We start from the raw sequence: 22559 nt of genomic DNA on the forward strand, positions 1-22559 counted from the left end.
AGGACAGCATGCAGATACAGCTCAACGGTGAAGACCACGTGGTGGAGGACGCCACCACGATTGCCGCTCTGGTCGAGAGTCTCGGTCTCCAGGGCCGCCGACTGGCAGTGGAACGCAATGAAGACATCGTGCCACGTAGCGCGCACGCCGACACCCGTCTGCATGCCGGTGACCGCATCGAGATCGTCCATGCCATCGGTGGTGGCTGATCCGTCCTGTTTCCAGGATTGACACTTTTCACTACTCGCTCGCGCTCAGCGCGTTCACGTCCAGCTCGATGAGGTCATCATGACAGACAGTTCTGCCCCGACATTGAACACCCCCGTCACCCAGGTCGCCGGCGACAGCCCGTTGATCGTCGCCGGTCGTGAGTTCTCTTCACGCCTGCTGGTCGGTACCGGCAAGTACAAGGACATGGAGGAGACACGCTCCGCCATCGAGACGTCCGGCGCGGAAGTGGTCACCTTTGCGGTCCGCCGTACCAACCTGGGCCAGAACGCTGACGAGCCGAATCTGCTCGACGTGCTGTCACCGGATCGCTATACCTTCCTGCCCAACACCGCCGGCTGCTACAACGCGCGTGATGCGGTGCGTACCTGCAAGCTGGCTCGTGAACTGCTGGACGGCCACAACCTGGTCAAGCTGGAAGTGCTGGGTGATCAGGACACGCTGTATCCCAATATCGTCGAGACGCTCAAGGCCGCTGAAGCACTGGTCGCCGATGGTTTCGACGTGATGGTGTATACCTCCGACGACCCCATCGTCGCGCGCCAGCTCGAGGAAATCGGCTGCTGCGCCATCATGCCGCTGGGCTCGCTGATCGGCTCCGGCCTCGGCATTCTCAACCCGCACACCCTATCGCTGATCATCGAGCGCGCCAATGTGCCGGTGCTGGTCGATGCCGGTCTGGGTACGGCGTCAGAAGCCGCCTTCGCCATGGAGCTGGGCTGTGATGGCGTGCTGATGAACAGCGCCATCGCCCACGCGCGCCAGCCGCTGTTGATGGCAGATGCCATGCGTCAGGCCGTGATTTCCGGCCGTGGTGCCTTCCTGGCCGGTCGCATGCCGACTCGCCTGACGGCACGTGCTTCCTCACCGGGCGCTGGCCTGATCACCGGCTGAGCCCTGAAACATTCGAATCCGATGCTCGCGCATCGTTCATGCAAAGACCAAGACGACCCCATGACTGACGAGACTTCCAAGCCGCAGGACGACACGTCCACTTCTGCACCCGCTGACGATGCGCAGCAAGAAAGTGTGCAGAACGAGAACGCGCAGCCCGAGAGCGTGCAGACCGAAAGCGCGCCAGCGACCCCTTCCGTTGCCGATGAAGCCGTCGCCCGCAAGCGTGGCATCAAGAGCTACGTGATTCGTGGTGGCCGCATGACCCAGGCCCAGACCCGCGGGCTGGAAGAGGTCTTCCCGCGCCTTGGTCTGCGTCACGAGCAGGGCGAGCTGGATCTCGAGGCGCTGTTCGGGCGGCGGGCGCCGCTGGTGATCGAAGTCGGCTTCGGCATGGGCAAGTCACTGTGTGAACAGGCACAGGCCAACCCGGGCACCGACTTCATCGGCATCGAAGTGCACGCGCCTGGCGTCGGCAAGCTGCTGGATGATGTCGACAAGCTGGGCCTGACCAACCTGCGTGTCTATCGTCACGACGCACTGGAAGTGCTGGCGGATTGCGTGCCGGCCGGATGCGCCGACACCTTCCAGCTGTTCTTCCCGGACCCGTGGCCGAAGAAGAAGCACCACAAGCGCCGTATCGTTCAGCCGGCCTTCGTCGAGCTGGTGCGTCGTGTGCTCAAGCCGGGCGGCCACTTCCACATGGCGACCGACTGGGCCAACTACGCCGAAGCGATGGCGGAAGAGATGGCCGAAGCACCGGGCTTTGCCAACACCGCTCCGGCGGAAACCGCACCCTACGTGCCGCGTCCGGATTTCCGTCCGCTGACCAAGTTCGAACAGCGCGGCGAGCGACTCGGCCACGGTGTGTGGGACCTGATCTTCGTCAAGCAGGACTGATCAGCGCCTCGTGCGCAGTGGCGGCGTCATCATGACGCTGCATCGCGGCCGCCTTCGGGTGGCCGCTTGCGTGTGAGGCCCACCGCCATGGCGCGGTTTGGCGTGCCAAGGCCATTTGCCTGCGTGGCTGTCTGTGCCCTTGCTGTATTTGCGGCCCCTTTCTTTTCCCGTCCCGAGAGTTGCTGACCATGACGACGCCTACCGCCGACTCGGCTGATCGCCCGACCATGACCCCGCTGACGGCCCTGACCTGTCCACTGGATGCCCAGCCGCTGGAACGTGATGGCCAGAGCTGGTGCTGTGCCGACGGGCATCGCTTCGATATCGCACGCCAGGGCCATGTCAATCTGCTGCCGGTGCAGCGCAAGCGCAGCCTGGACCCCGGCGACAGCAAGGCGATGGTCAGTGCCCGCCAGCGCCTGTTCGCCCTCGGCGGCTATCAGCCGCTGGCGGCGGCCTTGGCCTGTCGTGTGCTGGCATTGGCTGCGGCCCAGACGTCGCTGGCCGTGCTGGATGCCGGTTGCGGCGAAGGCTTCTATCTGCGTCAGTTGGCGTGCGCTGCCGGTGAGCGGGATTTCTCGCTGACGGCGGCGGGGTTGGATATCTCCAAACATGCGGTGCTGGCTGCGGCGAAGCAGTCACGTGATGCCGCCTGGCTGGTGGGCACCAACGCCGCCCTGCCGCTGGAGGATGCATGTGTGGATGTCGTCATCTGCGCCTTCGGCTTCCCTGTCTGGCAGGAATTCGCGCGTGTCCTCAAGCCCGGTGGCCACGTCGTGCTGCTGGAGGCGGGGGCCGAGCACCTGCTGGCGTTGCGCAGGATTCTCTACCGCGAGCTGAAGCCCGCGCGTGGCGAGGCCGGACTGAGCGCTGCCGAGTCCGCGGGCTTCGCCATCAGAGGCGAGGTCGAGCATCTGCATGCGGGGCTTTCATTGACCAGCAATGAGCAGATCCGGGACTTGCTGACCATGACGCCGCATCTTTATCGCGCCGAGCGTGATGGCCTGGCACGTGCAGAAGCCATGACGGCCTTGGAGGTCGAATTGCATGCGGAGCTGAGGGTGTTCTCGCTCGAGGATGCACAAGACAAAGCTTAAATAGAAATTCTTCGCATTTGCCTTGCAAAAGCAAATGAGAATGATTATCTTGTATGTGCGGTGTCCGGGCAGACATCGCAGGGCGCAAGCCCAGCCGTAGCGGCGGAGTCAGGCCCCCGCTACGGTGTTTCTCCTCATCAAGCTAGTCACGGTCTTGGGCATCCTCATCTGGGGATGCCCTTTTTCTTGTGCGCTGCGCACACTGCGAGCTCTCACGTCGCGTTCGGATGTGCGGTCGTCAGATCGACAGCTCGACAGCAGCTTGGGTCGACAGGAGCTCAGTTCGCCAGCCACAGGGGCAGGGTCAGCATCGCCAGCAGCGTCTGGGCGGTGATCAACGCCGCCATCAGCTCGGCATTGCCGCCCAGCTGGCGGGCCAGAATATAGGCGGAGGTCGCGGTGGGCAGCGCCGCGAACAGAATCGCCACATCGCGCGCCACCCCCTCGAGGCCGAACCACCGGCAGAGCACGACCACCAGTGCCGGCATCGCCAGCAGCTTCAGCAGGCTTGCCAGCCACGCCACGCTGCCACTACTTACCAGTACACGCGGGCGCAGCGCCACGCCCACCGCGACCAGGCCGAGCGGCAAGGCGGCGCGCCCCAGCAGGCTGATGGCGTCGCCACTCCAGCCCGGCAAGCCGATGCCGCTCAGGTTGAGGGCCGTGCCGGCCAGACACGCCAGTACCAGCGGGTTGCGGGTCAGCGCCTTGAGCGAGCGCAGCAGGCCGCCTTCGCCCAGGGTGCCTGCGCAGATGAAGGCCATCACGCACAACAGGTTGGCGGCCGGTACCATCAGCGCCAGCGCCACGGCCGCGACGGTCGCCCCGGCGCTGCCATGCAGCGCTGCTGCCCCGGCCACACCGACGTAGCTGTTGAAGCGGATGCTGCCCTGGAAGAGCGAGGTAAAGGAGGCGGCGTCGCCCATATGACGGCTCAGCCAGGCCGGCGCGTGACGCCAGCTCAGCCATAGCGCGGCGGCGAACAGCAGCATCGCGCCCAACATCACGCTGGCCAGCGTCACGACCGGCACGCTGGCCATGTCGGCGCGCGCCAGCGTGGACACCAGCATGGCGGGGAACAGCACGTAATAGATCAGGCGTTCGAGTTCACTCCAGAAACCTTCGCCGGGGAATCGCTTCCACCCCAGCAATGCCCCCGCGAGGATCAACAGGAAGAGGGGGCCGAGCGCCTGCTGTACACTTGCCATGCTGACTCCTTGTCGGGGCTGAGTGCGAATGCCTTGAGAGCGATGTGGCGAGCGCGTGACATGATGTCTCGCCTGCTGCCGCGGTGAGGCGGGCTGGTAAGCTTGTCATGACTCGCTCAGCGCTGCACTTGGACTCAGGTCTTGTTCGCCGGTCACGCGTTGCCGTCGTGCCGTGTCTGAGTGCAGACCATTCCCATCACGTCACTTTCTTTCCCATTCGGGGCGCCTTGCCTGTCGATGCGCTGCCGGACCGTTGCCGGAACTGCCATGTATCGCGTAGAAGAAGACAATGCCCGCCCGCGGCTGCTCAATCTGCTGATCATCGTCACGCTGATCACCATCGTGGTCTCGCTGTATTACCTGATCGACTATTACCTGGTACGTGATGGCAGCAACGGCAAGGTGACCTGGTTCGCGCCCAATCAGTCCTGCGAGCTCAATCATGCCCCCTGCACTGCCGAACTGGGCCGCTTCGGGCGTATTACTCTGGCGCTGGACGGCGATATCAGCCCGCTGACGCCGTTGGGCATCCGCGTGATGACGGAGGGCGTCTCACCGGAGGGGGTCGAGGTGGACTTCATCGGTCGCCACATGGACATGGGCGTGAAGCGCAGCGTGTTGAGCACCACCGATGCCCAGAGCCTCGAGCGCCAGCATTGGCAGGGGGAAGGGCAGCTGGGATTCTGCAGCAGTGCGACCATGGCGTGGCGCGCGCAGGTGATCGTGACCACCGAGCGTGGCCGACTGGGCAGCTGGTTCGATTTCGATAGTCATCCGCAGGCCACCACGGCGGAGCAGCTCGAAAGCTCGGTCGATCAATTGTTTCGCAGTGATACCCGCCCGACGCATCAGGGCAGCTAGCCGTTGGCGTTGAGCCCGGCCGGCAGGGGCATCGTTTCAGGCATGAGAATACCGGGAGGCGGGGATGGGAGAAGAGCGAAAGTCACAGGATGGACAGTCAGGTACCCGCCAGCAGGAGAGCCATCAGTTGGGCAAGGGAGTCGCCAGACGCTGGTGGCTGCTGGGCGCCATCGGCCTGGCGGCCGTGATCGGAGCCGGTGTCGCCTGGCAGCAGGCGCAGCAGGACATGGCGCCGGTTGCGGGCATGCAGGCCTGGGCCAGTCTGGGCGGCCCCATCCAGCTCGAATCACAGCAGGGTGACTTCACGCTGGCGGAGGTGACGATGGGCGAGGCCGCCGACGCGCAGGCCACGCCGGTCATCGCGCTCTACTTCGGCTACACCCAGTGCCCGGATGTCTGTCCGATGACGCTGGCGGCGCTGCGTCAGGTGATGTCTGAACTGCCACCCCGGGCGGCGGCGCGCGTGGTGCCGGTGATGGTCTCGCTGGACCCCGAGCGCGACACGCCTGCCCGGCTGGCCGAGTACACCGGGCACTTCGGGCCACGCTTTCAGGGTATTACCGGCAGCCAGGCGGCACTCGCCGATGTGGCGCGGCGCTATGGGGTCAGCTATCGGCGTGTCGAGGCGCAGGACTCCGCGCTGGGTTACACCATCGATCATGGCGCCGCGCTCTATCTCGTCTCTGCTCAGGGACGTATCTACGATCGCATTCCATTCACGCCGGGGCCGGCGGGTGTTCGCGCTGGCGTGACGCGCGTCCTGAGCGCGACCGCTGATTGAGCCCTGCGTGCACCCGCTGAATACGCCGCGCCTTCAGGCCTTGCCAAGAGGTGAAATACACATTGTCCACAAGTTGGCAAGCGCTCAAGGAAAATTTTGTGGATAATCATGATGCCTCGTACACGCAACGCAGTGCCGTCAAGAGCTGATTTATAAAAACTAGTAAAAACAAACTGTTACGCGATATCGACTAAAAATGTCAAGTCAGTGGTTGCTTTGCGTTCAACCAGCATCACTGCCGCGACAGGCACCATGAAGGCCGGTTGTCAACCTGTGGTCAATAGCTTCCCCACAGTTTTATCCACAGGCTGGCGGCGTCCGTACAGGGATTTCTGGAGGGGAGAATCAGCGGACATCCGCCATTGCCAGAAACGCAAAGAGCCGCCCATCGGGCGGCTCTTTCGTTGCTACCGGCAGCAGTGCTTGCCGGTTACCAGCAGGGGAGGCTCACGCCGCCATTACTGCTTGGCGTCGGCCTTGGTCACGTCGAGCAGCTCGACCTTGAAGGTCAGCGTCTCGTTCGGGCCGATCGGGCCGCCGGTGCCAGCCTTGCCGTAGGCAAGCTCGGCCGGGACGTAGAGCATCCAGGTATCGCCGACGCTCATTTCCTGCAGTGCTTCCTGCCAGCCCTTGATGACCTGGTTGACCTTGAAGCTGACCGGCTCGCCACGCTGGTAGGAGCTGTCGAAGACGGTGCCGTCCAGCAGCTTGCCTTCATAGTTCACCTTGACGGTATCTTCAGCGGACGGGGTCGCGCCATCTCCGGATTCCAGCACCTTGTACTGCAGGCCGGAATCCAGTGTCTTCACGCCGTCCTTCTTGGCGTTGTCGGCGAGGAACTTGTCACCCTCTGCCTTGTTGTCGGTCGCTTCCTGCTCGACCATCTTCTTCTGCTCTTCCATCTTCTTCTGCTGGAAGCGGGAAAGCGAATCCGCGATTTCCTGGTCGCTCATCTTCATGTCGCCCTTGGCGTAGACATCACGCACGGCTTGAGTGAAGGCGTCGAGATCCAGATCGGTGATGTCCTGGGAGAGGCTCTTGCCCAGAGTCGCGCCGATGCCATAGCTGAGCTGTGCCTGCTCGTCTGCGAGGCTGTCATCGGCGGCAAAGCTGAACGGGGTGACCAGGAGGGCGCCGAGCGCGACGGCACTGACCAGCTTTTTCATGAAAACTCCTTCAGGATGGAATGGGCCTGAGACGGGCCCGAAACACGCAATTGACACCGAGGCGGCATGGCCTGCCTCGGGCACTAGTGTTACTCCGACTCTACCAGCCGCGTACAAGTTCCGCATCTCGCTGGCGTTGTCAGGCGCCGGCGGGCACGCGGGCCAGTGCCAGTCTGCGCAGGGCACGAGCCGTCGGGTGATCCCCCACGGCGAGCGTCGTCTTGCTACTCAGCAGAGCCAGTGATTGTTGAAAGGCCTGCAGCGGGTCCGCGACATGCGCGAAGGGCGCCCGCAGACCGGCCGCACCTTCGGCTGACGACAGCGCAGGACTCAGCTCTTCCAGCTGGGCGAGGGTCTCCCGCTCGGCGGAAAGCTCGCAGGCCTTGAGCTGCTGATAGAGGCGTTCCAGGCGTTGCACCGCGGCCGGGTCCTGGGTCGCGGGCAGTGTCTTCAGCTCCTGCTTCAACTGACGGCGGCGCTCGCGCAGCATGCCGGTCATCCAGCCCTGCCAGTCGCGCACGTCTTCCAGCAGGCGAGTGGGCGAGGCGGCCAGGGCGATGCCATGGGCGGACAGCCAGTGAATCCACAGCAGCTCGCAGACATCGAGTCCCGCCTCGTCCTGCAGCAGCAGGCAGGTACTCATCATGTCCGGCGTCGGCTGAGAGTTGCCCGCAGAGCCGACCTCGCCGGGCAGGGCATACAGAGACAGCGCGTAGTCCCACAATCCGATAGAATATGCGCCCATCAAGTCGGCCTCTTCGTGTGTCACGGATGATGTCTCTTCATGTGTCACGGATGATGTCTCTTCACGTGCCACCGATGATGTCTCTTCACGTGTCGCGCTCATCAGCTTGCTGAGTTGTAGCGCTCGTGTCGGTGGCGGTGAACGGGAGCCCGACGTCCCCCGTATTTTCTGATCGAGGTTGTCATGATTGCACTGCGCCAGCTCGCCCTGCAACGCGGCGGAGCACCGCTGATCGACGAAGCGGATCTGACGCTGCATGCCGGTCACAAGGCCGGTATCGTCGGCCCCAACGGCGCCGGCAAGTCGAGCCTGTTCGGCCTGATCCTCGGCGAGCTGACGCCCGACAGCGGCACGGTATCGCTGGCCGGTGGCGTGCGTGTCGCGCACATGGCGCAGGAAATCGATGCACTGGAGCGTCCGATCGTCGACTACGTCATGGACGGGGACCACGCGCTGCGCGAGACCGAGCGCGCCCTGGCGGCCGCCGAAGAGAGCGGCGAGCACCAGCGTCAGGCCGAGCTGCACGCCCATTTCGATACCCTTGATGGCTACACCGCACGGGCACGTGCCGAGCAGCTGCTGGTCGGCCTCGGCTTCAGCCAGGCGCAGCTCAGTCAGCCGCTGGCGGCCTTCTCGGGTGGCTGGCGCATGCGTGCCAATCTGGCGCGCACCCTGTTCACGCCGTCTGATCTGCTGCTGCTGGATGAGCCGACCAACCACCTGGATCTCGATGCGCTGCTGTGGCTGGAGCAATGGCTGGCGCGTTATCCCGGCGCGCTGCTGCTGATCTCCCACGACCGCGACTTCCTCGATGCGGTGTGTGATCACATCATCCACTTCGATCGTCGCAAGCTGGTGGTCTACAAGGGCAACTACAGCCGCTTCGAGCGCACGCGTTCCGAGCGTCTGGTGCGCGAGCAGGTCGAGCACGAGAAGACCATGGCGCGGCGCGCCGAGATCGAGGATTTCGTGCGCCGCTTCAAGGCCAAGGCCACCAAGGCGCGTCAGGCCCAGAGCCGCATGAAGATGCTGGAGCGCATGGAAGAGACGGCGGCGGTCAAGGCCGACTCTCCGTTCCACTTCACCATCCCGTGCTCCGACAGGATCTCGCATCCGCTGCTGGGGCTGGACCGCGCGGTGATCGGCTATCCCGGGCAGCCGCCGCAACTTTCCGGGGTACGCTTCTCACTGCTGCCGGGACAGCGCATCGGTCTGCTCGGCCCCAACGGCGCCGGCAAGTCGACGCTGATCAAGGCGCTCACCGGCGAGCTTGCGCTGGTCGAGGGCCAGCGGACCGTCGGCGAGCATCTGGCCATCGGCTACTTCGCCCAGCACCAGGTGGACGGGCTCGACCTGTCCTCGACGCCCTTCAATCATGTGCTGCGTCTGTCACCGACGGCGGGTGAGCTGGAGATTCGCACCTTCCTCGGCAGCTTCGGCTTCCACGGCGATGAGGTCTACGCCACGGTGGAATCGTTCTCCGGTGGTGAGAAGGCGCGTCTGGCGCTGTCGCTGATCGCCTGGCAGAAGCCCAATCTACTGTTGCTGGACGAGCCGACCAACCACCTGGACCTCGACATGCGCGAGGCGCTCACCGATGCGCTGGCGACCTTCGAGGGCACCGTGATCCTGGTCTCTCACGACCGCCACCTGCTGCGTGCCTGCGTCGATGAATTCTGGTGCATCGCCGATGGCCGCGTGACGCCCTTCGATGGTGACCTGGATGATTACCGTGCCTGGCTCAAGGCGCGGGTCGAGGGCGAGCGGCGGGAAGCGCGCGCCCAGAAGGATGCCGATGCAGGGACTGGCAGCACGCGCACGCCGGACCGCAAGGAGGCGCGCCGTCAGGCGGCCGAACTGCGCGAGAAGCTGCGCCCGCTCAAGAAGGTCAGCGACAAGGCCGAGCAGAAGATGAGCAAGGCGCAGGGCGAGCTGGACAAGATCGAGGAAGCGCTGGGCGATGCCACGCTCTACGAGGCGGATCGCAAGACGGAGCTGACCAAATTGCTGGCCAGCCAGGGCGAGATCAAGAGTCGCCTCGATGAGGCCGAAGCCGAGTGGCTCGAGGCTCAGGAAGCGCTGGAAGAAATGGAAGCCCAGCTCAAGGCGGCGGACTAGGCCATGCGGCTGGACCGCTGGCTGACACGTCAGCCACAGCTCAACCGCCGTCATGCGCTCTCGGCGCTGGCGGCGGGGCGCGTGCGGGTCAACGGCGCGACGGTCAGCGACCCGCTGCATGAGGTCGGCCCCTTCGATGACATCCACCTGTCAGTGAGTGACGCGACCGTCTGCCTGCAGGTCGCGCGGCGTCCGCGTCATATCCTGCTCAACAAGCCCGCCGGGGTCGTGACGGCCTGTCATGACCCCGAACACCCCACCGTGATCGATGTGCTGCGTGACACGCTGAATGCACGCGGCGAGGACAGTGGCTGGCTGGCCGACATCCACCATGTCGGGCGTCTTGATCGTGCGACGACCGGCGCCCTGCTGCTGACCAATGACGGCGGTGTCTCGGCGCGCATCAGCGCTGCCGGGCTCGAGGGCCCCGCCAAGCGCTATCGCATGGGGCTGGAGCGTCCCCTGTCGGAGATCGAACAGGAAAGCGCCATTGCACAGGTTCGCCAGGGGGTGATGCTTGAACATGATCCGCGCCCGACACTGCCGGCACAGCTTGCGTTTCTCAGCGCGGACCAGGCACGACTGACGCTGCACGAGGGACGCCATCATCACATCAAGCGGCTGTGGCGCAGCCTGGGCAATCGCGTGGTGTGGCTGCACCGTGAGTCGGTGGCGGGCTTGAGTCTCGAGGGGCTGGCGCCGGGGGAGTGGCGCGAGCTTACCCGCGAGGAGTGTTCACGGCTGGGGGCCGCGCAACCTCGCGGGTGAGGCCACTCGGCGGGTGGCATCTTGTCGACACCGGGTTATCCACACCCACCCGGTGCGCCGCCAGCGAGTGACGGCTGCGATGGGGGGTGGATGGATCGTGCTGAATCGTCGTCAGCGCTGCTCAGCTGCCGGTCGCCTGACCGGGCAGGTCCTCTGCCGAGATACTCGCCTGGTCATCGTCGGCGGGGCTGGCATCAGGGGTCGACAGGCTGACCAGCTCGCCGTCGGCGTTGCGCGTGAAGTTGCGCACGATGACCCCGATATCCTCCGGCAGCGGCGCAAACTGGCTGCAGCGGCTCAGCACTTCCTGCATGTCCTGATAGCCACTGTCGCGCCGCGAGTCGATGGTCGCGCGCGAGAAGTCGATATCCTTCAGTGAGGTCTCGCCCGGGCGCGCCGAGGCCAGCAGGCGCACCACGTTGATCGAGGGCTGCTGGGTCATGGCGAGGATGCGCTGGATCTTCGGTGACTGGCGCAGCTCCTCCGGCAGATGGTCGGCGAGATTCTCGATTCCCATGCGCAGCGCCTGATTCTCTTCCAGCAGATGGAGATGCTCGCCGGCACGGCTGGAATACTGGATGTCCTTCTCGCGCAGCTGCGCCTCCTGCAATGTCTCCGGCACCTTGCCATCGGCACTCCACAGGTCGATCACGTAGCAGTTGACCACCGTCTCGCCATGCGGGCGCTCCGACAGCACCCAGCTGACGGGCGTATTGGAGTAAAGACCGCCATCCCAATAGGCTTCGCCATCGACCCACACCGGCGGGAAGGCCGGTGGCAGGGCGCCGCTGGCCAGAATATGGCGGTGGTCCAGCGCTTCATGCGAGGAGTCGAAGTAGCGCAGTGCGCCGCTGCCGATATTCACCGCCCCGACCGACAGGCGAACATTCTCCGGGTGGCGGGCATCGAGTCGCTCGAAGTCCACCAGTCGGTTGAGCGTGTCCCCCAGCGGCTCGGTGTCGTAGAGGCTGGGTGGCTCGCCGAAGAAGCTCTGCCAGATCGGCACCGTCCACAGCGGGCGCGGGCGGAAGAAGCCCGGGATGCCCCACAGCATGGCAGAGGTACGCGCGACACTGCGTTCCCACGGATGGAAGGCGGGGCCCATGCTGGCAGCGGGTTGGGCGATGCTGTACCAGAATGACTCGAGGGCCTTGAGGCGCTCGCCCTCCGGATTGCCGGCGATCAGGGCGCCATTGATGGCGCCGACCGAGGTGCCGACCACCCAGTCGGGCTGGATGCCGGCCTCGGCCAGCGCCTCGAAGATGCCGATCTGGTAGGCGCCGAGCGCACCACCGCCTTGCAACACCAGAATATTGAGCGCATCGGCGCAGAAGTCGCAGGATGTATCACGCATGAAACCTTCTCCTCTCTAGTAGTGCAGCACTCCGCCGGGGAATGCCCGAGGTCAGGGGGACCGTCGCGAGCGAGACGCCATGTGATGGGGAAGGCGTGGGCTCGTGGAGGCAGCGAAAGGGTGACGAGGTGCATATCAAGGGCAATGAAGCACCTGATCCAGGCAATGAGGCACTGGGCCCAAGCAATGGAAGCGCTTTTATTGTGCAGTGCAGCATGGCGCCTGTCAGCATAGCACGCATCCTCGCCTTGCGTGTCTGCGATCTCATTCAAGCGACTGACTGAGGCGGCAGGGGCAGTGGCATGGGCAGAGACAAGGAGGAAGACAGGAGCAGCAGCCGTGCGCCGGTCATTGACACCAGGGCGTCAGCCACAGGTCGGCTGCCAGCAGCAGCAATGCATAGCGTCCGCCCTTGGCGATCACGATCAGGACGATGCTTTTCCACCACGCCAGCCGGAAGACCCCCGCCAGCACCGTCAGCGGGTCGCCGATCAGCGGGGCCCAGCTCAGCAGCAGGCTCCAGGCGCCGAAGCGGCGATACCACAGAGTGCCGCGCGCCAATGCGCGCCGCGAGACCGGAAACCAGCGCCGTGTGCGCAGGCGGCGGGCGCCACGCCCCAGGGCGACGTTGATCAGGCTGCCGAGCGTGTTGCCCAGCGTCGCCGCGATCCACAGCGCCCAGGGCGCGTGTCCCTGGCACCACAGTCCCGCGAAGGCCGCTTCCGATCCACCGGGCAGCAGGGTGGCGCTGGCCAGCGAGATCACGGCGAGCGAGGTCAATCCCGGCAATGACAGTAAGGCCGCTTCATCCATATCACTTTCTTCTGTCTTTCACGGTGTCAGGGCGCTGGGGGTGGCTTTCTTCCCTCCTCAGCTCGGGTATGCTGTTGGCACGTCAAAGCCATATTTCGGGAGCTTCCTGCATGCATATTCCGTGCGTCCTGACGATAGCGGGCTCAGACCCCTCCGGGGGAGCCGGCATTCAGGCGGACCTCAAGACATTCTCTGCGCTGGGCGCCTACGGGGCCAGCGTGATCACGGCGCTGACGGCGCAGAATACCTGTGGTGTGCGCAGCGTGGAGGCGGTCTCGCGGGAATTCATCGCCGCACAGCTGGACGCCGTGCTGGATGATCTCGATATCCGCGCCGCCAAGATCGGCATGGTGGCCGATCCGCTGGTGGTGGAAATGCTCGCCGACCGCCTTCAGCAGCGTCGCCCGCGCTGGGTCGTGCTAGACCCGGTGCTGGTCGCCAAGAGTGGTGATGCGCTGGTCAATGATGCTGCCATCCAGTCGGTGGCCGAGCACCTGGTGCCGCTGGCCGACATCATCACGCCCAACCTGCATGAAGCCGCGGTACTGCTGGGCGAGCGTCGCCTGATCGGCCGCTCCGACATGCCTGAGGTCGCCCGCGAGCTGCGCGCCCGAGGCGCGAAGGCGGTATTGATCAAGGGCGGGGCGCTTGAGGGGCAGGCCTGTGATGACCTGCTGGTCAGTGATGCCGGCGAGCAATGGCTGTGCGCGCCACGTATCGAGACCGACAACCTGCACGGCACCGGCTGCTCGATGTCTTCTGCCATCACGGCGCGACTGGCGAACGGTCTGCCGTTGTCGCAGGCGGTGGTCGAGGCGCGCGAATGGCTGCTGGGCGCGCTGCGCGCCTCCGACCAGCTCAACGTCGGCAAGGGTCGTGGGCCGGTGCATCATTTCCACGCCCTGTGGTAAGTCAGCGAGAGCCAGGCCCGTGAAAGTCTGCAGGAGTGATGAACCCCGCAGGCTCCCCTTGATCCCTGCCAGCCAACGAGTAGATGCCATGCCTATATCGCTGTATCGCTTGTCCGTGTCAGCTGTCCGTGGCGCCGTTTGCTACCTGAACACCGCCTGGCGTGTCGTCAGTTCGCCGGTGGCGAGTGCGCCGCGCTGGCTGGCCGCGGGCGTGATGGGGGCGCTGCTTGCCACCACCAGCCCGGCTGCGCTCGCCGTCGAGATCAAGGGGGTGACCTTCGCGGATCAGGTGACCACGCAGTCCGGACAGCCGTTGACGCTGATCGGCAGTGGGCTCTTCACCTACCTGCTATGGGATGCCTATGTCGGCGCCTATTATCAGGATGCGCGTCGCCCGCGCCCGGCGCCGCTCAAGGATGTCTCGCGCCGCCTGGTGCTGGAGTACTTCCATGCCATCGACGCCGAGGACTTCGCCAAGGCGACCACCAAGGGCGTGCGCAAGAACCTGTCCTCGGCGGATTTTGCGGCGATCGAGCCTGAATTGACGCGCTTCAATCGTGCCTATCAGGACGTCGTGCCGGGGGACCGCTATGCACTGCAATGGTTGCCCGCCGGTGGGGGCAGAGGCACGCTGTCGCTGGTGCTGAACGGGCAGGTCATCTTCGAAAGCGATTCGCTGGCGCTGGCCAATGGCCTGTTTGCGATCTGGCTTGGCGACGAGCCGGCTCAGCAGGATTTCCGTACCCAGCTGCTGGGGCAGTAGCGCGTGCTCTCCATCTGGCTTCTCTAGTCTATCTGGTCCCTCTAGCCTATCTGGTTCATCTGCAGCGGCATCGCTCTCGTCTTGCGTCTGGACCGAGACACCACGAAAAACGCCCCCGCCGGGAGTCCCGGCAGGGGCGTTTTTCGTGCGCGTCTTTCTAACATTCCAACTTTTTATCTTTCTATCACTCTTTCGCTCTTTGCTATCCGCCTGGCGGGGCTGACGCGCTTGCCTGGGGCTTACTTGCCTTCGGCAGCCTTGATGTCGGCCTGCAGGGTGTCGAGGATCTTGCTGCCGCGCTCACCGGATTGCTCACGATAGACTTCCCAGCCCTTCTCGCCGACCGGGCGGAAGGCTTCGCGCTGCTCATCGGTCAGCGTGATGATCTCGATGTCGCTGTCTTCCTTGATCTTCTCCAGACGGTCAGCGTTGTACTCCTCCTGCTTCTCGAAGATGTACGGACGCATCTCGTTGGTGATCTTGTCGAGCATCTGCTGCTGCTCGTCATCCAGTCCGGAATAGAAGTCACTGGAGGCCACCAGCGTGGTGATGAACTGCGCCTGCTTGGCCTGGATCATGTAGTCCTGAACTTCGTAGAAGCTCATTTCCTGGATGGCGAACACCGGGTTCACCTGGCCGTCGATCTGACCCAGCTGCAGGCCGGAGTAGACCTCGGAATAGGGCATCGGCGTCGGGTTGGCCCCGTAGCCGCGGTAGCTCTCGACCAGAATCGGCGAGGTCATGGTGCGGATCTTGAAGCCTTCCATGTCCTCAGGTGTCTTGATGTCGCGGTTGCCGGTCCACACCATCCAGCCTTCCGGAATCACGCCCAGCAGCTGGAGGTTCTGCTCGGTGTAGGCCTCGGAAAGCATGTCGATGGCCTTGGAGCTGCCGAGCACCTCTTCATTGACGGCATTGTCGTCGGAGAACAGGAAGTGCAGCGTGAAGACGCCCGACTCCGGAATCACCGAGGCCAGGTGACCCGGTGAGGCAAAGGTCAGCTGGATGGCATCGCTCTGCACCAGTTCGGTGAGCTGTGAGGAGGTACCCAGTGCCCCATAGGGGTAGATCTCGACATCGATGTCACCACCGGAAGCCTCTTCGATGCGCTTCTTGAATTCCTGGGCGTAGGCATCCTGCACACTGCCGGAGACCTCCTCCAGCGCGAAACGCCAGGTGTCCGCCTGCACGCCCGCGGAGGCCAGCGCCGCCATGCCCAATCCAGCGGTGAGGGCGCCTCCCTTGATGAGCGCGGCGAGACGAGAAAGGGGAACAGGAGTCCTGGACGTCTCGCGATTCTGCTCGGGTGACGGGTTCCATTGCATCGTCATCTTGTTCTCCTTGTGTGATTTCCATCAGCGTCGGGCGGCTCTGGGCATACCCGGCGTGCAACTTGCATCATTCAGATAATATTGCCATTCTTAATATAATAAAAAAATTACCAAATTGGATAGTGTGATTAGAATTTATTATGAACAAGCTGAGCTTGTGCGCATGAGTCTCTGGTACTCGAGGCTCTGCTCATTGCTCACCAGGGCTTCACAATCGGCCCCCGGCGCCGGAGCGACATGCCGTGCGTCGGCTGCATACTGATTTCAAGCGCCGCTAATAAAGCTAGAACAAGAGTAGCCAAAGTGAAAATCACGACGGCGCCGAGGAAAATTTCAATGGATCGTACTGGCAAATGCTGGTCGTCTGGCGCAAACCACTGCGCGCATGACGTCTGGTAGAAAGCCTATCTGGCAGGATGCCACATCAACAGGAAACCGCTTCATGAACTCGCCCCCCTCCAAGTCTCCCTCCGCTGATGAGACCCGCCCCAGCCCGGCCGAGACGAATGGCGGTCAGGACCCCTTCGCACATCTGCCTGCGCCGCTGCGCCGTCTGGCCGCCTGGTTCGAACGTGGTGACCAGGGACTGGCGCACGTCGAGCGCTGGTTGATCGCCCTGTGTGTGCTGGGCATGGCGACGGCCAGCATCGCCAACGTCATCGGGCGCAACATCTTCAACTACAGCCTGCCGTTCACCGAAGAGCTGATGCAGATCCTGCAGCTGTGGCTGACCTTCCTCGGCATCAGCTACGGCGCGCGCGCCGGGCGACATATCCGCGTGACGGCGCTGCTGGACTTCATGCCGCCATGGTTGCGCAAGGTGCTGCTGATCGTCGGGCAGGTCATCACCTGTGCCTTGTTGGCCTACCTCGCTTGGCTGGCGGTGGATTATCTGCAGAGCCTGGCCAAGTCCGGGCGTGTCACGCCGTCGCTGCGCTGGTCGCTGGCGGCGCTCTATGCCGTGGTCCCGCTGGGACTGGCGCTCGGGGCTCTCCAGTACCTGATGGCGATTCTGCGCAATCTGCTGGCGCAGGGCGCCTGGTTGTCATGGCGTACGGCGGAGATGGACGAGAACGAGGAAGTCGACGGCAGCGGCGCGCTCTAGCCACTGCGTCTGGAATGTCTTCTCGAGCCTCGATAGACGATTGATCACACTTCATTGACCCAGGGACGGAAGCTGCGATGTGGATTCTGCTCGTGATGGTGGGGCTGCTGTTGCTTGGGGTACCCATGATGGTGCCATTGAGCGTCGGCACCTTTTTCTTGTTGTTCAGCGATTTTCCCTTCCTCAAGCCGGAGCTGGTGATCCAGCAGATGATCGGTGGCCTGCAGCCAGTGGTGCTGACGGCGGTGCCGATGTTCATTCTGGCGGCCGATATCATGCTCAAGGGTTCCACTGCCCAGCGCCTGCTGGACCTTGTCGAGCGTTTCGTCGGTCACTGGCGCGGTGGCCTGCCGGTGACCACCGCGCTGGGCTGCACTCTGTTCGGGGCGGTATCCGGCTCCACCCAGGCCACGGTGGTGGCGATGGGGCGCCCGCTGCGCCCGCGGTTGCTGGAAGCCGGTTACAGTGACAAGTTCACCATCGCGTTGATCATCAATGCCTCCGATATCGCGCTGCTGATTCCCCCCTCCATCGGCATGATCATCTATGGTGTCGCGACCGGTACCTCGGTGGGTGACCTGTTCATCGCCGGTATCGGCCCGGGGTTGATGATCCTGGTACTGTTCTCGCTCTACTGCATGTGGAAGTCATGGAAGCTGGGCATTGCTCCGCAGCCCAAGGCGGACTGGCCCGCACGCTTCAAGGCCTTGAAGCGCGCCAGCCTGCCGGCGGGCTTCCCGGTGATCATCATCGGCGGCATCTACTCGGGCATGTTCTCGCCGACCGAGGCCGCCACGGTATCGGTGATCTACGCGCTGATTCTCGAGATGCTGATCTATCGCGGCGTGACCCTGAAGGACCTGCCCGGTGTGGCCTTTTCCACGGGACTGATCACCGCGGTGGTGTTCATCCTGGTGGCAGCGGGCGCGGGCTTCTCGTGGATGATCTCCTTCGCCAAGATTCCGGATGCCATCCTCGGCGGCTACATCCCCTACCTGTCGGAGCACGCGCTGGCGCTCTTGGCAGTGATCGCGGCGGCCTACTTCGTCGGCTGCATGTTCGTGGACCCCATCGTGGTGATCCTGATTCTGGCGCCGGTGTTTGCGCCGGCAGTCGATGCCGCCGGACTGGACCCGGTGCTGGTCGGCACCCTGGTCACCCTGCAGGCGGCGATAGGCTCGGCGACTCCGCCCTTTGGCTGCGACATCTTCACGGCGGTGGCGGTATTTCGAAAACCGTACATGGAGGTCATCCGGGGGACGCCGCCCTTCATTGCCCTGCTGTTGCTGGCGACGGTGCTGCTGATGCTGTTCCCGCAGATCGCGCTGTTCCTGCCCAGCCTCGCCAACTAGCAGCGCCTCCCATCCTCTCAAGTAACACCTGTCGCGCCCCGCAGGCTCAGTCTGCGGGGCGTTCGCGTCTGGTATGCTCCCGAGCACCCAATGTCATGAACCATCATCCATCTCTTGAAGGAGCAAGCGGCATGCGAGCATTGATCCAGCGCGTCACACGGGCAGAAGTCGTGGTGGAGGAGGAGAGCGTCGGCGCCATCGAGGGCGGCTTGCTGGTACTGGTGGGCGTCGAGAAGGGCGATGATGAGGCTCGTGCCGACAAGCTGCTGCACAAGATGCTGCATTACCGAGTCTTCGCTGACGAGAACGACAAGATGAACCTCAACGTCCAGCAGGCGGGCGGCAGTCTGCTGCTGGTCTCGCAGTTCACGCTGGCGGCGGACACCGGCAGCGGCATGCGTCCCAGCTTCTCCTCGGCGGCGCCACCGGCGGAGGGCGAGCGGTTGTTCACCTATCTGGTCGACAAGGCGCGTGAGCGCGGGAGAGAGCTCGGGGTGGGAATCGAGACCGGACGCTTCGGCGCCAACATGCAGGTCTCGTTACTCAATGACGGGCCGGTGACCTTCCTGCTCGAAAGCTGATCGCACAGACACGAAAAAGCCGCCCCCGAGGGGGCGGCTGCAAGCATTGGATGACAGGACTGCGCCGCCTCGCGGGAGTGCGGCGCAGGTAACGCAGTTTTACTGCACGCCTTCCGGATTACGTGCGTTCAGGTAGGCCTGTTCAGAGACCTCATGCCACTTCTCGACCTTGCCTTCGAAGGTGGTATAGGACTCGTAGATGCGGCCGGCCAGATCGTTGGACTCGCCGAGTTTCTTGACCACGTCGCCGGACAGCTCGCGCGCCTTGTCGAGCACGTCCTGCGGGTAACGGCGCAGCTCGACCTTGTGCTCGTTGAGCAGTGTCTCGAGGGCATCGTTGTTGCGCGCGGTGTACTCGTCGAGCATGTCCTGGTTCACGTCACGTACCGCGGAACGCAGGATGGCCTGCAGGTCCTTGGGCAGCTCGGCCATGGCGTCGTCGTTGACGATGGCCTCGAAGGTGACGGTCGGCTCGTGCCAGCCCGGGTAGTAGTAGTACTTGGCGGCCTGATAGAGACCGAAGGCCAGGTCGTTGTACGGACCGATCCACTCGGTGGCATCGATGGCACCGGACTGCAGCGAGGTGAAGATCTCGCCGCCCGGCATGCTGACCGTCGCCACGCCCATCTGCTGCATGACATCGCCACCCAGCCCCGGGATACGCATCTTCAGGCCATCGAGGTCGGCGACCGAGTTGATCTCCTTGTTGAACCAGCCGCCCATCTGCACGCCCGAGGCGCCACCGGCCATGACTTCGACGCCGAACTTGTCGTAGACCTCGTTCCACAGCTCCAGGCCGCCGCCGTAATGCAGCCAGGCGTTCATTTCCTGCGCGGTCATGCCGAAGGGGACGGCGGCGAAGAACTGGGCTTCCGGCGCCTTGCCTTTCCAGTAGTAGGAAGCCGAGTGACCGATCTGCGCGGTACCGGAAGAGACGGTATCGAGTACCTCGAAGCCCGGCACCAGCTGGCCTGCGCCATAGACCTTGATCTTGAGACGGCCGTCGGACATCTCATCGACCAGACGTGCGAGGCGTTCCGGCCCCTGGCCCACCCCCGGGAAGTTCTTCGGCCATGAGGTGACCATCTTCCAGGTGAAGGTATCGGCGGCGTTGGCAACGGCCGGCAGGGTGCCCATGGCGGTCATGGTGCCGACGGCGATACCGAAGGCGAGTTTGTTGAGTTGCATGGCATGCTCCTTGAAGTGCCCGATTGTTGTTGTGCACCGGTCAGTGACCGGCGCTGGGCAAGAGGTGGGCCGCGAACGGCTCCCGTGCATCTGTATGAGCCGACTGGCGGCTCTCCCATCAGCTGACGGGGCAGGCCCCGCCAATTCAGTTGCTGCTCTGTGTTGTTCTGTCCGTATTCTGTCTTTGTGCTGTCTCGTCAGTCGTGGCCTAGAACTGGGCCGGCAGCCAGGTCGCCAGGTCCGGGAAGGCGGCCAGCGCCCCCAGCATGCACAGCTGGATCAGGATGAACGGAATGACACCCTTGTAGATCTGCTTGGTGCTGACTTCCTTGGGGGCCACGCCGCGCAGGTAGAACAGCGCGAAACCGAACGGCGGCGTCAGGAAGGAAGTCTGCAGGTTGATGGCGATCATGATGCCCAGCCAGATCGGGTCGAGGCCCATGGCCAGCAGCACCGGGCCGACGATCGGCACCACCACGAAGGTGATCTCGATGAAGTCGAGGATGAAGCCGAGCAGGAAGATCACCAGCATCACCACCAGGGTGGCTCCGATGACGCCGCCGGGCATGTTCTCGAAGATCTCGGTGACGACCTCTTCGCCGCCGAAGCCGCGGAATACCAGAGAGAACAGCGCGGCACCGATCAGGATCAGGAACACCATCGAGGTGACGTTGGTGGTGGAGCGCACCACTTCCGTCAGGGTCTTCAGGCTCAGCTTGCGGTTGGCGAGGGCCAGCATCAGTGCACCGAAGGCGCCCACGGCAGAGGCTTCTGTCGGGGTCGCGAGACCGCCGAGAATCGAGCCGAGCACACAGACGATCAACACGATCGGCGGCACCAGCCCCTTCATCATCAGCCAGAAGATGCTGCCGGTATGCCCCAGCTCTTCCATCAGCGCATCACGGTCGACGGCCGGCGCCTTTTCCGGTTTCAGCCAGGCGACCATGGCGATGTAGACGATATAGGCGAGCACCAGGATCAGGCCCGGAATCAGCGCGCCGATGAACAGGTCACCCACCGAGACGGTCTTCGGGCTCCAGATGCCCATCGACAGCTGGGCCTGCTGATAGGCCGAAGACAGCACGTCGCCCAGCAGGACCAGCGCGATGGACGGCGGGATGATCTGTCCCAGGGTGCCGGTGGCACAGATGGCGCCGGTGGCCAGTGACGGGTCATAGCCGCGTTTGAGCATGGTCGGCAAAGACAACAGGCCCATGGTGACGACGGTCGCGCCGACGATACCGGTGGAGGCGGCCAGCAGCATGCCGACGATGGTCACGGAAATTCCCAGCCCGCCGCGCAGCGAGCCGAACATCAGTGCCATGGCGTCGAGCAGCGTTTCGGCGACCTTGGACTTCTCCAGCAGCACGCCCATCAACACGAACAATGGCACGGCCAGCAGGGTCTGGTTGGTCATGGTGCCGTAGAGGCGGTTGGGCATCGCGGACAGGAAGCTGGCATCGAATACGCCCTGGGTAATGCCCAGTGCGTCCAGCCCCATGCCGAGTCCGGCGAAGGCAAGCGCGGTACCGGCCAGTGACAGCGCCACCGGATAGCCCAGCATCAGGACGATACAGATACACACGAACAGCAGCAGTGGCATGATCTCGAGCATTACACCAGCTCCTCATCGTGGTCAGGGGTGTCATCGCTCGCATGCGGGGAGGGCAGGCGGCCCATCAGGAACAGCAGGTGGCGGCCGGCTTCCGCCACGCCTTGCAACATCATCAGGATGGCGATGGCTGGAATCAGGGTCTTGAGCAGGTAGACGCCCGGCAGGCCGCCGGATTCGGGGGAGGCTTCCTTGATGCCCCAGGAATCGCCCACGTAACCGAGGCTGGAGAGCAGGATGAATGTCATCACCGGGAACAGCAGGAACAGGGTGCCGCCGAGATCGACCCACGACTTTCCGCGGTGCGACATGCGCTGATAGAAGATATCCACCCGCACATGGCCGTCGTGCTTGAGCGTGTAGCTGGCGGCGAGCAGGAAGACGGCCGCGTGCATGTACATCACGGATTCCTGCATGGGGATGCTGTTGATATTGAAGGCGTAGCGCAGCATCACGATGGTGAATTCGACCAGCATCATGATGACGACCAGCCAGGATACGCAGCGTCCCAGCCCCTCGGTCATGCGGTCGAGCCCTGTGAGCCAGCCGGGGGTAGAGGCATTGGCAGACATGGAGTCCCCTTGGCCTGCGGGTAGCAGGTGATGATTGTTGGTGTTGTTGTTGCTTTGCCGACAGCGTTTGCTGTGTCTTTACCAAGCGCTTGTGTTGCAAGCGATTGCTGGCAAGGTCGCCAATTCAGATGTTGCTCATGTTGTGGTCAGTCGCGGTGTGCAGCAAGCCGTGATGGCATTGCTTTGAACAACGCTATTCCACGCTTCATCC

At 63.8% G+C, this 22559-nt stretch carries 22 protein-coding genes; 13 read left to right on the forward strand and 9 right to left on the reverse strand.

The features are described 5' to 3' along the window. Positions 1–8: 8 nt before the first annotated feature. From thiS to AC5WNI_RS00510, 4 genes are all read left to right on the forward strand, one after another. Positions 9–209 carry a sulfur carrier protein ThiS gene (gene thiS, locus AC5WNI_RS00495; protein WP_175088996.1) on the forward strand — a complete coding sequence of 67 codons (201 nt, stop codon included), beginning with the start codon at positions 9–11 and terminating at the stop codon, positions 207–209. A 79-nt stretch (positions 210–288) separates the two neighbouring features. Continuing rightward, complete coding sequence (locus AC5WNI_RS00500) at positions 289–1122, forward strand: thiazole synthase (protein WP_175088997.1); 834 nt, start codon at positions 289–291, stop codon at positions 1120–1122. 60 nt (positions 1123–1182) lie between these two features. Next, positions 1183–2022: a tRNA (guanosine(46)-N7)-methyltransferase TrmB gene (trmB, locus tag AC5WNI_RS00505; RefSeq protein ID WP_175088998.1), complete on the forward strand. Its 840-nt coding sequence runs from the start codon at positions 1183–1185 to the stop codon at positions 2020–2022. Between the two features lie 188 nt (positions 2023–2210). After that, on the forward strand, positions 2211–3119 hold the full coding sequence (locus AC5WNI_RS00510; RefSeq protein WP_254627029.1) for a putative RNA methyltransferase: 909 nt from the start codon (positions 2211–2213) through the stop codon (positions 3117–3119). A 278-nt stretch (positions 3120–3397) separates the two neighbouring features. Here the strand turns inward: AC5WNI_RS00510 and AC5WNI_RS00515 are convergent, their stop codons facing one another. Next, complete coding sequence (locus tag AC5WNI_RS00515; RefSeq protein WP_175088999.1) at positions 3398–4327, reverse strand: AEC family transporter; 930 nt, start codon at positions 4325–4327, stop codon at positions 3398–3400. Positions 4328–4594: 267 nt separating this feature from the next. On the opposite strand from AC5WNI_RS00515, the gene AC5WNI_RS00520 reads away from it, so the two are divergent. Further along, entirely contained in the window at positions 4595–5188 is a 594-nt protein-coding gene (locus AC5WNI_RS00520; RefSeq protein WP_175089000.1) for a hypothetical protein, read from the forward strand. Between the two features lie 64 nt (positions 5189–5252). Then, complete coding sequence (locus tag AC5WNI_RS00525; RefSeq protein ID WP_175089001.1) at positions 5253–5969, forward strand: SCO family protein; 717 nt, start codon at positions 5253–5255, stop codon at positions 5967–5969. A 458-nt stretch (positions 5970–6427) separates the two neighbouring features. Here the strand turns inward: AC5WNI_RS00525 and bamJ are convergent, their stop codons facing one another. Further along, entirely contained in the window at positions 6428–7135 is a 708-nt protein-coding gene (bamJ, locus tag AC5WNI_RS00530) for a BamJ family beta-barrel-assembly machinery protein (RefSeq protein ID WP_175089002.1), read from the reverse strand. Between the two features lie 139 nt (positions 7136–7274). Next, positions 7275–7880: a TIGR02444 family protein gene (locus tag AC5WNI_RS00535; RefSeq protein WP_175089003.1), complete on the reverse strand. Its 606-nt coding sequence runs from the start codon at positions 7878–7880 to the stop codon at positions 7275–7277. A 183-nt stretch (positions 7881–8063) separates the two neighbouring features. Here AC5WNI_RS00535 and AC5WNI_RS00540 point away from each other — a divergent pair, with 183 nt between their 5' ends. Together AC5WNI_RS00540 and AC5WNI_RS00545 are read left to right on the forward strand one after the other, a co-directional pair. Then, positions 8064–9998, forward strand: a complete 1935-nt coding sequence (locus AC5WNI_RS00540) for an ABC-F family ATP-binding cassette domain-containing protein (protein WP_487885565.1) — start codon at positions 8064–8066, stop codon at positions 9996–9998. A gap of 3 nt (positions 9999–10001) precedes the next feature. After that, the gene (locus AC5WNI_RS00545; protein ID WP_175089005.1) at positions 10002–10766 is read left to right on the forward strand and encodes a pseudouridine synthase; all 765 of its coding nucleotides are present in this window, start codon (positions 10002–10004) and stop codon (positions 10764–10766) included. Between the two features lie 121 nt (positions 10767–10887). On the opposite strand, the gene AC5WNI_RS00550 is transcribed toward AC5WNI_RS00545, so the two are convergent. Both AC5WNI_RS00550 and AC5WNI_RS00555 read right to left on the reverse strand, forming a co-directional pair. Next, a complete protein-coding gene (locus tag AC5WNI_RS00550; RefSeq protein WP_175089006.1) occupies positions 10888–12120 on the reverse strand; it encodes a patatin-like phospholipase family protein in 1233 nt (410 codons plus the stop codon). A 348-nt stretch (positions 12121–12468) separates the two neighbouring features. Next, complete coding sequence (locus AC5WNI_RS00555) at positions 12469–12933, reverse strand: YqaA family protein (RefSeq protein ID WP_438940915.1); 465 nt, start codon at positions 12931–12933, stop codon at positions 12469–12471. A 110-nt stretch (positions 12934–13043) separates the two neighbouring features. On the opposite strand from AC5WNI_RS00555, the gene thiD reads away from it, so the two are divergent. Next, positions 13044–13844, forward strand: coding sequence for a bifunctional hydroxymethylpyrimidine kinase/phosphomethylpyrimidine kinase (gene thiD, locus AC5WNI_RS00560; protein WP_175089007.1), 801 nt, complete (start codon positions 13044–13046; stop codon positions 13842–13844). Positions 13845–13932: 88 nt separating this feature from the next. Next, on the forward strand, positions 13933–14607 hold the full coding sequence (locus AC5WNI_RS00565) for a chalcone isomerase family protein (RefSeq protein ID WP_175089008.1): 675 nt from the start codon (positions 13933–13935) through the stop codon (positions 14605–14607). A gap of 239 nt (positions 14608–14846) precedes the next feature. Here the strand turns inward: AC5WNI_RS00565 and AC5WNI_RS00570 are convergent, their stop codons facing one another. Then, positions 14847–15938, reverse strand: coding sequence for a TRAP transporter substrate-binding protein (locus tag AC5WNI_RS00570; RefSeq protein WP_254627030.1), 1092 nt, complete (start codon positions 15936–15938; stop codon positions 14847–14849). 442 nt (positions 15939–16380) lie between these two features. On the opposite strand from AC5WNI_RS00570, the gene AC5WNI_RS00575 reads away from it, so the two are divergent. The 3 genes from AC5WNI_RS00575 (at position 16381) to dtd (ending at position 18976) form a co-directional block, all read left to right on the forward strand. Next, positions 16381–17043, forward strand: a complete 663-nt coding sequence (locus AC5WNI_RS00575) for a TRAP transporter small permease (RefSeq protein ID WP_175089009.1) — start codon at positions 16381–16383, stop codon at positions 17041–17043. Positions 17044–17120: 77 nt separating this feature from the next. Continuing rightward, positions 17121–18395, forward strand: coding sequence for a TRAP transporter large permease (locus tag AC5WNI_RS00580; RefSeq protein ID WP_175089010.1), 1275 nt, complete (start codon positions 17121–17123; stop codon positions 18393–18395). Positions 18396–18526: 131 nt separating this feature from the next. After that, positions 18527–18976, forward strand: coding sequence for a D-aminoacyl-tRNA deacylase (gene dtd, locus AC5WNI_RS00585; protein ID WP_175089011.1), 450 nt, complete (start codon positions 18527–18529; stop codon positions 18974–18976). A 99-nt stretch (positions 18977–19075) separates the two neighbouring features. Here dtd and AC5WNI_RS00590 read toward each other — a convergent pair whose 3' ends face one another. From AC5WNI_RS00590 to AC5WNI_RS00600, 3 genes are all read right to left on the reverse strand, one after another. After that, complete coding sequence (locus tag AC5WNI_RS00590) at positions 19076–20122, reverse strand: TRAP transporter substrate-binding protein (RefSeq protein WP_253063601.1); 1047 nt, start codon at positions 20120–20122, stop codon at positions 19076–19078. A gap of 250 nt (positions 20123–20372) precedes the next feature. Then, positions 20373–21779 carry a TRAP transporter large permease gene (locus AC5WNI_RS00595; protein ID WP_175089013.1) on the reverse strand — a complete coding sequence of 469 codons (1407 nt, stop codon included), beginning with the start codon at positions 21777–21779 and terminating at the stop codon, positions 20373–20375. Beyond that, positions 21779–22348 carry a TRAP transporter small permease subunit gene (locus AC5WNI_RS00600; RefSeq protein ID WP_043333327.1) on the reverse strand — a complete coding sequence of 190 codons (570 nt, stop codon included), beginning with the start codon at positions 22346–22348 and terminating at the stop codon, positions 21779–21781. Before AC5WNI_RS00600 ends, AC5WNI_RS00595 begins: the two co-directional genes overlap by 1 nt. Positions 22349–22559 lie beyond the last annotated feature (211 nt).

Source organism: Cobetia sp. PDI-12MA (assembly GCF_059507695.1).